The 12,139-nt window shown below is 72.7% G+C and carries 11 protein-coding genes and 2 pseudogenes; 9 read left to right on the top strand and 4 right to left on the bottom strand.

The features are described from left to right. Positions 1–616 precede the first annotated feature (616 nt). The 5 genes from ACIBCM_RS10845 (at position 617) to ACIBCM_RS10825 (ending at position 5,256) form a co-directional block, all read left to right on the top strand. Positions 617–1,900: a pyridoxal-phosphate dependent enzyme gene (locus tag ACIBCM_RS10845; RefSeq protein ID WP_399241679.1), complete on the top strand. Its 1,284-nt coding sequence runs from the start codon at positions 617–619 to the stop codon at positions 1,898–1,900. A 130-nt stretch (positions 1,901–2,030) separates the two neighbouring features. Beyond that, the gene (locus ACIBCM_RS10840; RefSeq protein WP_399241678.1) at positions 2,031–2,357 is read left to right on the top strand and encodes a DUF4326 domain-containing protein; all 327 of its coding nucleotides are present in this window, start codon (positions 2,031–2,033) and stop codon (positions 2,355–2,357) included. Beyond that, positions 2,354–3,616, top strand: coding sequence for a sigma-70 family RNA polymerase sigma factor (locus ACIBCM_RS10835; RefSeq protein ID WP_399241677.1), 1,263 nt, complete (start codon positions 2,354–2,356; stop codon positions 3,614–3,616). Before ACIBCM_RS10840 ends, ACIBCM_RS10835 begins: the two co-directional genes overlap by 4 nt. Before the next feature lie 145 nt (positions 3,617–3,761). Further along, positions 3,762–4,358, top strand: coding sequence for a dihydrofolate reductase family protein (locus tag ACIBCM_RS10830; protein WP_399241675.1), 597 nt, complete (start codon positions 3,762–3,764; stop codon positions 4,356–4,358). A gap of 310 nt (positions 4,359–4,668) precedes the next feature. Next, entirely contained in the window at positions 4,669–5,256 is a 588-nt protein-coding gene (locus tag ACIBCM_RS10825) for a Uma2 family endonuclease (RefSeq protein ID WP_399241674.1), read from the top strand. Between the two features lie 217 nt (positions 5,257–5,473). Here the strand turns inward: ACIBCM_RS10825 and ACIBCM_RS10820 are convergent, their stop codons facing one another. The 4 genes and pseudogenes from ACIBCM_RS10820 to ACIBCM_RS10805 form a co-directional block, all read right to left on the bottom strand. Beyond that, a complete protein-coding gene (locus ACIBCM_RS10820) occupies positions 5,474–5,689 on the bottom strand; it encodes a hypothetical protein (RefSeq protein WP_399241672.1) in 216 nt (71 codons plus the stop codon). A 10-nt stretch (positions 5,690–5,699) separates the two neighbouring features. Then, positions 5,700–6,014 (bottom strand): annotated as a pseudogene (locus tag ACIBCM_RS10815) (sensor histidine kinase); the annotation flags it as partial. Positions 6,015–6,221: 207 nt separating this feature from the next. Then, positions 6,222–6,809: pseudogene (locus tag ACIBCM_RS10810) on the bottom strand (HAMP domain-containing protein); the annotation flags it as partial. A 380-nt stretch (positions 6,810–7,189) separates the two neighbouring features. After that, positions 7,190–7,909, bottom strand: coding sequence for a response regulator transcription factor (locus ACIBCM_RS10805; protein WP_399241671.1), 720 nt, complete (start codon positions 7,907–7,909; stop codon positions 7,190–7,192). Positions 7,910–8,389: 480 nt separating this feature from the next. Here ACIBCM_RS10805 and ACIBCM_RS10800 point away from each other — a divergent pair, with 480 nt between their 5' ends. Genes ACIBCM_RS10800 through ACIBCM_RS10785 form a run of 4 tightly spaced genes read left to right on the top strand, consistent with a single transcriptional unit; the run spans position 8,390 to position 11,992 of the window. Further along, positions 8,390–8,881 carry a hypothetical protein gene (locus ACIBCM_RS10800; protein WP_399241670.1) on the top strand — a complete coding sequence of 164 codons (492 nt, stop codon included), beginning with the start codon at positions 8,390–8,392 and terminating at the stop codon, positions 8,879–8,881. Next, positions 8,878–10,035 carry a peptidoglycan-binding protein gene (locus ACIBCM_RS10795; protein ID WP_399241669.1) on the top strand — a complete coding sequence of 386 codons (1,158 nt, stop codon included), beginning with the start codon at positions 8,878–8,880 and terminating at the stop codon, positions 10,033–10,035. Before ACIBCM_RS10800 ends, ACIBCM_RS10795 begins: the two co-directional genes overlap by 4 nt. Positions 10,036–10,061: 26 nt before the next feature. After that, a complete protein-coding gene (locus tag ACIBCM_RS10790) occupies positions 10,062–10,763 on the top strand; it encodes an ABC transporter ATP-binding protein (protein WP_399242086.1) in 702 nt (233 codons plus the stop codon). Further along, complete coding sequence (locus ACIBCM_RS10785) at positions 10,760–11,992, top strand: ABC transporter permease (RefSeq protein WP_399241668.1); 1,233 nt, start codon at positions 10,760–10,762, stop codon at positions 11,990–11,992. Before ACIBCM_RS10790 ends, ACIBCM_RS10785 begins: the two co-directional genes overlap by 4 nt. Positions 11,993–12,139 lie beyond the last annotated feature (147 nt).

Below are 12,139 nucleotides of genomic sequence, written 5' to 3'. Positions count from 1 at the left end.
TCGCCCTCCCGCACCTCGACCGGACCGACCGGCCGACCAGACCGGCACAGAGCCTGAACCGGACCTGAAGGCCGGACCGGTCGGATCCGGCGAACGGAACCGAAGCCGGAACCGAGTAGCCGGAACCATCAGGCGGAACCCACATCGGAATCAGAAATCGGAACCGCAGTCGGGTCGGGCAAGGGAACGCATCGGGATCAATCCGGAATCGTACAAACACCGGCGGGGTCCCCGGCAGACCGGGGGCGGGAGTGACGGGAACCATGGAACTGAGAAGCCGGGAAACCGGCGTACCGGGGAGCCCCGCAAGCCGCAAGAATCGGAAAGCGCGGAAGCGGAGGGCCAAGCAGCCGGGCCGTCAGGAGAGCCGGAACAGCCGGGTGTCCAGGACAGCAGGACACCCTGAATAGCAGGACACCCTGAACAGCAGGACACCCTGAACACCCGGGCACCCCGGATCCCCAGGCACCCGGGCGCGGGGGACGGTCCCGTCCACGGGCCCCGGTGCGGGACCGGAGCCGGGATCCGGGGCGCCGGACAAGGGGCACGCGGTGCGAGCGAGCCGGCGGGCCACACATGGGCCGCACACGCAACACGGCTGTCATGCTGAGGCACCATGACCTCCGCTCCTGCCGCGCGTTCCCTCCAGGGCTCCCCGGCCCATCTGCCCCCGTACCGCTGTCCCGGCTGTCACCTCACCTCCCCCGTCGAGGAGCTGAAGTGGTGCTGCCCGCGCTGCGGCGGGCCCTGGGACCTGGACTTCAGCGCCGGAGCGGTACCGGGGACAGCCCTGTCCGGCCGGGTCGACTCCCTCTGGCGGTACGAGGAGGCGCTGCCGCTCTCCTCCCCCGCGACCTCCCTCGGCGAGGGCCGCACTCCGCTCGTGCCGCTCGTCCCCGGTGTCTCCGCCAAGCTCGACTACCTGATGCCGACGCTCTCCTTCAAGGACCGGGGCGCGGTGCTGCTCGCGGAACTGGCGCGCGCGGTGCGGCCCCGGCGGGTGATCGCCGACAGCAGCGGCAACGCGGGCACCGCCGTCGCCGCGTACTGCGCACGGGCGTCTCTCGCGTGCACGGTGTACGTCCCCGAGGGCACCTCGGCGAAGAAGGCCGAGCAGATCGAGGCGCACGGCGCCCGCCTCGAACGTGTCCCCGGTGACCGCGAGGCGACGGCCGGGGCGGCGCGGGCGGCCGCAGGCGCGCCCGGCACGTTCTACGCGAGCCATGTGTACAACCCGTACTTCCTGCACGGCACCAAGACCTATGTCTACGAACTGTGGGAGGACCTGGGCGGCTCGCTGCCCGGCACGATCGTCGTCCCCGTCGGCAACGGCACCCTGCTGCTCGGCGCGGCGCTCGCCGTCGACGAGCTGTACGGCCACGGGCTCATCGGCCGCCGCCCCGCGCTGGTCGCGGTCCAGGCGGCGGCCGTCTCTCCGCTGGCGGCGGCGTTTCGAGCGGGGGCCGACGACCTGCTGGACGGAGGGGCGGAAACCGGAACCCGAACCGGACCGGGAACAGGAACAGGAACCCCCGCCGGGCGAGGCGGGACGGACTGCCCCGCCGGGCAAGGCGACTCCGGCAGGGCAGGCGGCCCCCGCGCGGCAGCCGGCCCCGCCGGGACCACACTCGCCGAGGGCATCGCCATCCCCCGTCCGCCCCGGGCCCGCGCGATCCTCGCAGCCGTACGCGCGTCGGGCGGCACCTTCCTCACCGTGACGGAGGAGCAGATCCGCTCCGCGCAGCTCGATCTGGCATCCCGTGGGCTGTTCGTGGAGTCGACCGCGGTGGCCTGCTGGGCGGCGGTGCGGGAGCTGCCGGAGGGAACGGGCCTGCGGGAGGGGGCGACCGTCGTACCCCTGTGCGGCGCGGGCCTCAAGACCGGCCTGGCACCTCGGTAGCCGGGCGGGCACTCGCGGAACGCTCTCCGCCGGGGGCACGGGCGGTGGCGGCGCCCGTTGGAGTCGGCCTGGGGACCCGAGTGGCAGGAACCGGTGGCGGGGACCGTTCCGAAGCCGCAGGATCCACCCCATGGAGAGAACCACCGTGGTCAACCTCAAGGGCCACCGCGACGACCCCGCGTACGCGGACGTCGTCTATGTGGGCCGTGCCATGCACCGCGGCGGCTGGGAGCTCGACGGATCCCCGCTGGCGAGCCCGTACCGCCCGGGACCCGACGGCACCCGTGAGGAGGTCGTGAAGCGGTACCGGGCCCATCTGCTCGCCCGCCCCGACCTGCTGGCGCTGCTGCCCGCACTGCGCGGCCGGCGGCTCGGCTGCTGGTGCGTACCGGAGAAGTGCCACGCGGAGGTCATCGCGGAACTCGCCGACGCCGGTCTGGGAGAGGAGTCGCCGTGACACAGCTCAGAAGCGACGACGACGACACCGCGTACGCCACCGGCCCGACCGGCACCACAGGCGCCGACGACACCACGGACGCAACCAGCACCACCAACCCGACCGGCACCACCAGCACCACCAGCACCACCAGCCAGACCGGCATCACCGGCCCGACCAGCGCCACCGACCCGACCCACACCCCGGGCGCCACCGGCCCGCCCCGCACCGCCACCCCGGAGAACGCGCTGCTCGCGGCTGCCCGGCAAGGGGACTCGGCCGCCTTCGAGGCCCTGGTCAAGGTCCACCGCCGTGAGCTGTACGCCCACTGCTACCGGATGCTCGGCTCGGTGCAGGACGCAGAGGACGCGCTCCAGGAGTCGCTGCTCGGCGCCTGGCGCGGGCTGTCCGGCTTCGAGGGCCGCAGTTCGCTGCGCGCCTGGCTGTACCGCATCTGCACCAACGCCTGTCTGCGTTTGGCGGCGCACCGCCCCCGCCGGATGCTGTCACCGGACCACGGCCCACCGCGCCGGAACACCGCCGACCTCGGGGAACCCGTCACCGGACCCGTCTGGCTGGAGCCCTGGCCCGACGAGGGGCCCGCGCCCGAACCGGAGGATCAGCCGGCCGGAGCGGGCGACCCCGAGGCCCGGTGGCTGCGCCGGGAGAGCGTGGAGCTGGCGTTCGTGGCGGCGCTCCAGCATCTGCCCGGCACCCAGCGCGCGGTGCTGATCCTGCGGGAGGTCCTCCAGTTCTCGGCCGCCGAGACGGCACGGATCCTCGACACCACCCCCGCGTCCGTGAACAGCGCCCTTCAGCGCGCCCGCAGGACCGTCGCACCGCTGACCCCCAAGACCACCCAGCGGGCCGAACTGGAAGCGCTCGGCGAGGACGGCCGCCGGGAGCTGGTGGACGCGTTCATGACCGCGTGGGAACGTGCCGACGTATCCGCGCTGCTCCGGCTGCTCACCGAGGACGCGCGCTTCGGCATGCCGCCGCTGCCCGCGTGGTTCGACGGCCGGGAGGACGTCGTACGGTTCTTCACGGAACGGGTCTTCGCGACCCCCTGGAGGCTGATGCCGCTGCGGGCGAACGGCCAGCCCGGGTTTGCCTGCTATCTGCGGGAGCCGGGCTCACCGGCGTACCGCATCGGCGCGATCAACGTCCTCACGGTCCGCTCCGGGCGGATCGCGGAGATCACCGGCTTTCTGGACCCCGAGCTCCACCGCCGTCTCGGGCTCCCCCCGGAACATCCCGCCCCCGCCCGCCGTGAAAGGTGACCACACGATCCAAGACGGCCCGGAACGATCCGGAACAATCCGATGCGATCCGAGAAGAGCGATGAATTCCGCGGGCTGTCCGTCTCTCAACCTTCGAAGGCCGTGAAACCGGCGTTGGACGAAGGACCGAGAGACAGAGGCCGCCATGCGCAAGCTCATCGTCACCAACATCATCTCCCTGGACGGCTACTACGAGGGGCCCGGCGGCGACGTCATGGCCCTGCCGATGGACGGCAGCTTCAACATCCACAACGCGGAACGCCTCCGCGCGGCCGGCACCCTGCTGCTCGGCCGGCGGACGTACGAGGAGTTCCTGGCCTACTGGCCGCAGCGGGCGACCGACCCGGAGGAGACCCCGCTCGCCCGGGAGACCGCCCGGCTCAACGGAGCGATCGAGAAGGTCGTGGTCTCCGACAGCCTCACCCCGGACACGTCGTCCCCCTGGTACTCCACCACCCGGATCGTGCGCCGCGCGGACGCCCACCGGGAGATCGGGACCCTCAAAGAGACCGACGGCCGGGAGATCCTGGTCTTCGGCAGCCACATCCTGTGGAACGACCTGCTCGCCGCGGGTCTGGTCGACGAACTGCATCTGATGATCGGCCCGACGGCGCTCGGCGCGGGCACACCGGTGTTCACCAAGGGGTTCACGGAGACCGGGGTCCCGCCACTGCGCCTGCTGTCGACCCGTACCGCCGAGCAGTCGGACAACCTCCTGGTCCGCTACGCGGCGGGCGCCTGACCACCGAGGCGGGCGCTGCGGCCCCTGCGGGACGGCGGAACGGAACGCCGAAGAGGGCCGGGGCCGTAGGACCCCGGCCCCTGGGCACCCCGCCGTATCGGCGACGCTGTGTCACCGGGTCGCATGCGCCTCCCTCCCGGTGCACCGGAGGTCCCGGCCCCGGGAAACGGCGACGCCGTCATCGGGGGCGACACCTCGGGCACCCGTAGCGACGCTGCCTCACGTTCCTCGTCGATACCCAGGTGCGGATGCTGGATCAGCAGCACGCACACCGTCTCTTCCTGACGGCCGCAATCGCTAAGGTGGGTTCATGACCGCACTGCCCGGCTGGATGCGCCCGCCGCGCGCGGAAGGCTGGTTCGCGGAGGACCTGGACCGCCTCCCCGAGGCACCGCGCCACACCGAGCTCATCGACGGAGCCCTCGTCTTCATGACGTCCCCACAACGGTCCTGGCATGGCCGCCTCGTCACCGCCCTGACCACCACGCTGATGTCACAGGCACCGACAGGCTTCGAGGTCGAGCGAGAGATGACGATCCGCCTCGATGCCCGCAACCGTCCCGAGCCGGACCTCTTGCTGACCGACCGGCCCTATGACCCCGACCGCACCTGGTACGCCCCGGAAGATGTGAAGCTCGTCGTGGAGGTCGTCTCCCCCGAGTCCGCCCACCGGGACCGTACGGTCAAACTCCGCAAGTACGCGGAGGCCGGCATCCCGCACTACTGGTGCGTCGAGGACGAGGACGGGGCACCCGTCGTCCATGTCTACGAGCTCGACGAGCCGACCGGCGTCTACGCGCCCGCCGGCTTCTTCCGGGGCGCCCTCAAGCGCCCCGTGCCCTTCGAGATCGCGCTGGACCTCGACAAGCTCACACCGACACCGCCCCGCAGCACCTGAGTCCGTTCCTTCCTCATCCCTGTGCCCGACGGGATCGGGCGTACGCGAACACGGTTCAGGGGGATCACACGCTGAGCCGATGAGGTCACCGAACCACGCCGGTCGTCCGCGACTTCGCTACCGCGTGCGCGTGGCATTCACCGACCGGACCGACTGCGAGACATTCCTCGGCCAACGCGCCACAACCGACCCGCGGGCAGGGCAAGCGCTCTGCCGGTCACCGCCAGGCGCGTACGAGGTCCTCCGGACCCCAGTGGGCCGCGAGCGGCAGGCCGTCGGCAAGGCCACCGCGTGAGACCGCGACCAGAGGAGTGTCCGTTCCCGCGCCGGGCACGGCGAGCGTGTCACGGACCAGGGCATCGTAGTCGTGGCGGTCGAACGACCGGTCCTCCAGCCACTTGATGGAACCGAGGAAGTGCACCTGCCCGGCCACCGGCTCCCGGTCACCCCCGCTCCGAAGTCGCCTCCGCCTCGGCGAGCGGCAGTGTGAGGCAGAACGTCGCTCCCTCGCCGGGTGCGGTGGTCACGCTCACCGTGCCGCCGTGGGCGGTGGCCAGCGAGGCCACGATGGCGAGGCCCAGGCCGGAGCCGCCTGTGCTGCGGGTGCGTGAGGTGTCGGTGCGGTAGAAGCGCTCGAAGACGCGTTCGGCCTGCTCGGCGGTGAGGCCCGGGCCCTGGTCGGCCACGTCCAGGACCAGGGCGGGGGCTGTGCCGAGGCGGCCGGGGCGGAGCCCGAGGGTGACCGGGGTGCCGGGGGGAGTGTGGGTGAGGGCGTTGCCGGTCAGGTTCGTCAGGATCTGACGGAGCCGGTTCTCCTCGCCGCTGACGACATAGGCCGTGCCGTCGTCCGCCGTGAGCCGGATCTCCCGGTCGGGGGCGAGCAGGCAGGCGTCGCGGGCCGCGTCGGCGGCCAGGGCGCGCATGTCGACCGGACGGCGGGTCAGGGGACGCTGCTGGTCCAGTCGGGCCAGCAGCAGGAGGTCCTCGATGAGGGTGCCCATCCGGGCCGCCTCGGTTTCCACGGTGGCCAGGATCCGTTCGAGTTCGGCGCGGTCCCGGCGGGGTCCGCGGCGGGAGTAGTCGGCCCAGGCGCGGATGACCGCCAGCGGTGTCCGCAGGTCGTGCCCGGCGTCCGCCACGAATCTGCGCATGCGCTCCTCCGAGCGCCGGGCCGTCGCCTCCGACTCGGCCCGCGCCCGGAACGCCTCCTCGATCTGGCCGAGCATCCCGTTGAGGGCGCGGCCGAGCCGGCCCAGTTCGGTCCCCGGCGGATGTTCCGGGACCCGCCGGGTCAGGTCGCCGGCGGCGATGGCGGCCGCCGTCTTCTCCACCTTGACGAGCGGTCGCAGGGCCGCCCGTACGAGCACGACGCCGACGACGGCGACGGCGAGCAGACCGAGCGCGCCCACGGTCACGTCGACGGTCACGAGTCCGGAGACGACGGCCTCCAGGTCGCCGAGTGCGGCGGCGACCACGATCCATCCGGACGTGTCCGGCAGCGGATGAATCAGGATGCGCCAGTCGCCGTCGCCGGTCGTCGACGACACGGTCATCGGGCGACCCGTGTGCTTCTTCAGCCAGGCCGGGTCCTCGGGTACGTCGAGAACCGTCGGTTCGTCCCCGGCCACGGGCTCCGGTTCACGGGGATTCCTCATCTGCCTGCCCCCGGCGTCGTACCGCTGGACCCGGTACAGCGCCACACCACCCGCGCGGGGTCTGTGTCCGGCGTCGCTGCCCGCCGGGCCGTCGTCGATCGGTGCGTCGGGGTACCCCAGAGCCACCAGGCCGAGCTGGGCGTCGGTCCGGTCCAGCAGTTGCCCGCGCAGGACCAGCACTCCGGCGGTGCTGATGGCGGTGAGCGCCACGGCGACGAGCAGCAGGATCGCGGCCACCAGCCGGAACCGCAGCGACAGCCGTCCGAGTCCGCACCGGATCACGACGGCGGCCGCAGCACATAGCCGACTCCGCGCACGGTGTGGATCAGCCGGGCCCGCGGCTCGCCGATCTTGCGGCGCACGGAGTGGACATACGTCTCGACGATCCCGCCGTCCCCGCGGAAGTCGTAGCTCCACACCTGGTCGAGGATCTGCGCCTTGGACAGCACCCGGCCGGGGTTGGCCATGAAGTAGCTCAGCAGCTTGAACTCGGTCGGCGACAGGGCGATCCGCTCACCGCCGCACCACACCTCGTACGTCTCCTGGTCCAGTTCGAGGTCGGCGAAGGTCAGCCGGGCCGCCGGGAGGCCCGAGGCGGCGTGGGGCCGACGGCGCAGCACCACATGGATGCGGGCGATCACCTCGTCCAGGCTGAACGGCTTGGTGATGTAGTCGTCACCGCCGATCGTCAGACCGCGGACCTTGTCCTCGGTGGCGTCCCTGGCGGTGAGGAACAGCACCGGGACCGGTGTGTCCGCGCGCAGCCGGCGCAGGACCTCGAAGCCGTCCATGTCGGGCAGCATCACATCGAGCACGACCGCGTCGGGGCGATGCCGCCGTGCCTCGGCCAGCGCCTCCCGCCCGGTGGCCGCGGTGACCGCGTCGAATCCGGCGTAGCGCAGGCTGCCCGCCAGCACTTCGAGGAGGTTCGGCTCGTCCTCGACGACCAGCAGCCGCGGCTTCGTCCCCGGCCGGAGTTCCGTGCCCGCCTCATTCATCCGCGCCTCCCGTGCGCCCATCCGTGCCTTCCGCGCACGGGTCCCTGCCCTTCCGCGCACGTAACCTGCCCTTCCGCACCCGCGCACGCATCCCTGTCCCTCCGCGCACGCGTCCACGCCCTCCGCGCGCATACGAGCGGGCCGGTGGGGGCATCCTGGCGCGCCGAGCTGAGCGCCGGCTGAGAGTTCGCTCAGAAACCGCTGACCGCGCGGCCGTTGTGCCCGGGGCGAATCCTTCTGAGGCCAGGCCGAGGAGGCGTTCCCCTCGCGCGTTCTCATCCGATTGCGCCCGCATCGTCCATCGGCGGCATCGGCGCGGCCCGAGGGGGCACACGGCGGCGGCCACCCCGTCGGGCTCCGGCGCTCAGAAACCTCTGAGGTTCGGCTCAGGGCCCGCTGATCCCGCTCCGGCACGCTCCCCCTCGTACGACGGGTCGGCCGGACCGGGCCGACGGCGTACCGGGACAAGGAGTGTCGAGGATGGAACGAGCACCGAGGACCGGAACGACGAGGGGCCGGGCGGTGACGGCGGTCGTCGCGGCGCCCGCGCTGGCCCTGCTCCTGGCCGGCTGCGGGTCCGGCGGCCTGGGCGGCTCGGACACGTCCGAACTCCAGGACAAGGCCCTGCAGCTCACGGAGTGCCTGCGCAAGCAGGGCCTGGACGTGGAGGACCCCGTGAACGGCGCTCCGGCTCCGGTCAAGGGCGCGGATCCGCAGAAGCTGGAGAAGGCCATGGAGGCGTGCCGCAAGTACCAGCTGCCGAGGACCGGCGGCGACGCCGATGACCACAAGGAGGACGTACGGCGCGGGCTGAAGATGGCCGAGTGCCTGCGTAAGAACGGCGTGCCGTCCTGGCCCGACCCCAAGGCCGACGGCGGCTTCCCGCCCGTACCCGAGGCCATGTCCGACCCCGACCGCGAGGCCGCCGAGAAGAAGTGCCAGGCCGAGCTGCCCGATCCGGAGGAGCAGTGAGCGGCGAGCCGGAGCCGGTGCGGTCGGCACAGCAGCCGCCACCCGATCCGCCCGGTCCCTCCGGGTCGCCCCGGCGCCGGCGCACCCGGCGCGGCAGAAGGGCCGCCGTCGGCGCCCTGGTCCTGGCCACCGGTGGCGCCCTCACCCTCGCCTGGTTCACCCTGCGCGGCGACGGCCCGGGGGCCTCGGGGTCGGACGGGCTGCCGCCGAAGACCACCACGGTCGCGAAGCAGACGCTGCGAGCCACCCGCAGCGAGGACGGCGAGCTGGGCTACGGGCCGCCCACCACCGTGCCGGGCCGGCTGCCCGGCACCCTCACCGCGCTGCCCGCCGAGGGCAGGCGGATCGGCCGGGGCGGGATGCTGTACGAGGTCGACAGCCGGCCCGTCGTGCTGATGTACGGCGCGAAACCCGCCTTCCGCGACCTGGGAACGGGGGTCGAGGGACCGGACGTCAAGCAGTTGGAGGCCAATCTGGCCGCACTCGGCTACACCGGGTTCACCGTGGACGAGCAGTACAGCGAACTGACCGCCGAAGCCGTCAAGCGATGGCAGAAGGACCGGGGGCTGCCCGAGACCGGCAAGGTCGAGCTGGGCCGGGTGGTGTTCATGCCCGGGGAGGTACGCGTCGAGAGCCGTGAGGCCGCCACGGGCGAGCAGACCGGGCCGGGCGGCAAGGTACTGACCTCCACGGGCACCGCCAAGGCCGTCACCGTGGAACTCGACTCCGCGGACCGGCGGCTGGCCGTGAAGGGCACGAAGGTCACCGTCCGGCTCCCCGACGACAGCACCGCCGCGGGCACGGTCACCGACGTCTCCACCGAGATACAGCCCGCCACCGACAAGGAAGACGCGAAGACGAAGATCAACCTGGTCATCGGGCTGAAGGGCGGCACGGCGCAGAGGTCCGCCGCCTCGTACGAACAGGCGGCGGTACGGGTGGACTTCACCACCGGCACCCGTCAGGACGTGCTCACCGTGCCGGTGGCCGCGCTGCTCGTACTGCCCCGGGGCGGCTTCGGCGTGGAAGTCGTCGACAAGACGGCCTCGACGACACGCTATGTCTCCGTCACCACCGGACTGTTCGCCGACGGACGGGTGGAGATCTCCGGCGACGGCATCTCCGAAGGCACCACGGTGGGGATGCCCGAATGACGACCGACACGGGTGGGGACACCCACATGATCACCCTGACCGATGTCACCAGGACCTACCCCGGCGGGGTCACCGCACTCGACGGCGTCCATCTGCGCATGAGCCGCGGCGAACTCCTCGGCATCGTCGGCCCGTCCGGCTCGGGAAAGTCCACCATGCTGCACATCCTGGGCACGCTCGACAAGCCGACCTCCGGCACGGTACGGATCGGCGGCCATGACGTCGGCGCGCTGTCGGACGCCGAGCTCTCCGCGCTGCGTGCCCGTCGGATCGGCTTCGTCTTCCAGCAGTTCCACCTGGCCTCCGGCACCTCGGCGCTGGACAACGTGGCCGACGGGCTGCTGTACACGGGGCGGGCGCGCGCGGAGCGCCGCCGCCGTGCGGAGGCCGTGCTGCACCGCGTCGGTCTGGGCCACCGTCTGGACCACGAGCCGCACGAGCTGTCCGGCGGCGAGCGCCAGCGGGTCGCCATCGCCCGCGCGGTGGCGGGCGAGCCCTCCCTGCTGCTGGCCGACGAGCCGACCGGAGCACTGGACACCGCCGCCGGAGCCGGAGTGCTGCGCCTACTGCGCGATCTGCACGCCACCGGCACCACCGTCGTGATCATCACGCACGACCGGGAACTCGCCGCCGGCCTGCCCCGCCAGGTCCGGATGCGCGACGGCCGCATCGTGGAAGACTCCGCGAATCCGGCATATGTCACCGACCGGGCGGAGGAGCACCGATGACCGCCGGTATCCGCCGCCCGCCCGCGGAGGCCGAGGAGCTTCGGCCGACCCGTATGCGCCCCGGCGACATGGTCCGGGCCGGAGCGGTCGGTCTGCGCACCCGCCCGCTGCGTGCCTTTCTCTCCGCGCTGGGCATCGCCATCGGCATCGCCGCCATGGTCGCCGTGGTGGGGATCTCCTCGTCCTCCCGGGCCGGACTCGACCGTACGCTCGCCTCCCTGGGCACCAACCTGCTCACCGTCTCCCCCGGCCAGACCATCGCCGGAGGGGACGCCCCGCTCCCCTCCACGGCGGAGAGCATGATCGCCCGCATCCGCCAGGTGGAATCGGTGTCCGCCGTCGGCGAGATCAAGGACGCCGACGTCTACCGCAACGACAAGACCCCGAGGATCGAGACGAAGGGGCTCTCCGTCTACGCCACCCGTACCGATCTGCGGGCCACCATCGGCGCGAAGCTCCGCAGCGGCACCTGGCTCAACGACGCCATGAGCACCTATCCGGCCGCGGTGCTGGGCGCGACCGCGGCCGAACGCCTCGGCGTCGGACACGCCAAGGCCGATACCCAAGTGCTCATCGGCGGGCGCTGGTTCACGGTGGTCGGCATCCTCGCCGAGGCCCCGCTCGCCCCCGAACTGGACGCCGCCGCCCTGATCGGCTGGCCGGCGGCCCGGAGCGAACTGGGCTTCGACGGCCTCCCCACCACCATCTACACCCGCACCCAGGACGCGTACGTCGAGCAGGTCGGCGCCTCCCTGGGCGCCACCGCCAACCCCGGGGCCCCCGGCGAGGTCCAGGTCTCCCGCCCCTCCGACGCCCTCGCCGCCAAGCAGGCCGCGAGCCAGGCGTTCACCGGCCTGCTGCTGGGGGTCGGCGCGGTGGCCCTGCTGGTCGGCGGTGTCGGCGTGGCCAACACCATGGTCATCTCCGTCCTCGAACGCCGCGCCGAGATCGGCCTGCGCCGCTCACTGGGTGCCACCCGGGGCCGGATCCGCTCCCAGTTCCTCACCGAATCCCTGCTGCTGTCCGCCCTCGGCGGCCTCGGCGGCGCCCTCCTCGGCAGCGGGGCGACCGCCGCGTTCGCCCTCTCCCAGCACTGGCCCGCCGTCGTACCGCCCTGGGCGCTGCTCGGCGGCCTCACCGCCACCCTGGCCATCGGCGCACTGGCCGGCCTCTACCCGGCGGTCCGCGCCTCCCGCCTGTCCCCGACGGAGGCCCTGGCCACGCCGTGAGGAGTCCCCGGCACCTTCCCGGCGCGGGAGAACGCCGGGGCCCGACCCCGACAGGCCGCACGTGCCAAATCTCATTCAGCACCGATCCGGCCCGGGACCGACGGCGGAGATTGGACACCGGTGGCCCGGCCCCTTCTGCCCGGCGTG

It is taken from the genome of Streptomyces sp. NPDC051018, from assembly GCF_044456085.1.
Classification (GTDB): domain Bacteria; phylum Actinomycetota; class Actinomycetes; order Streptomycetales; family Streptomycetaceae; genus Streptomyces.
Note: the sequence above shows the minus strand (reverse complement) of the source record. Positions and strands in the feature narration are given on the sequence as shown.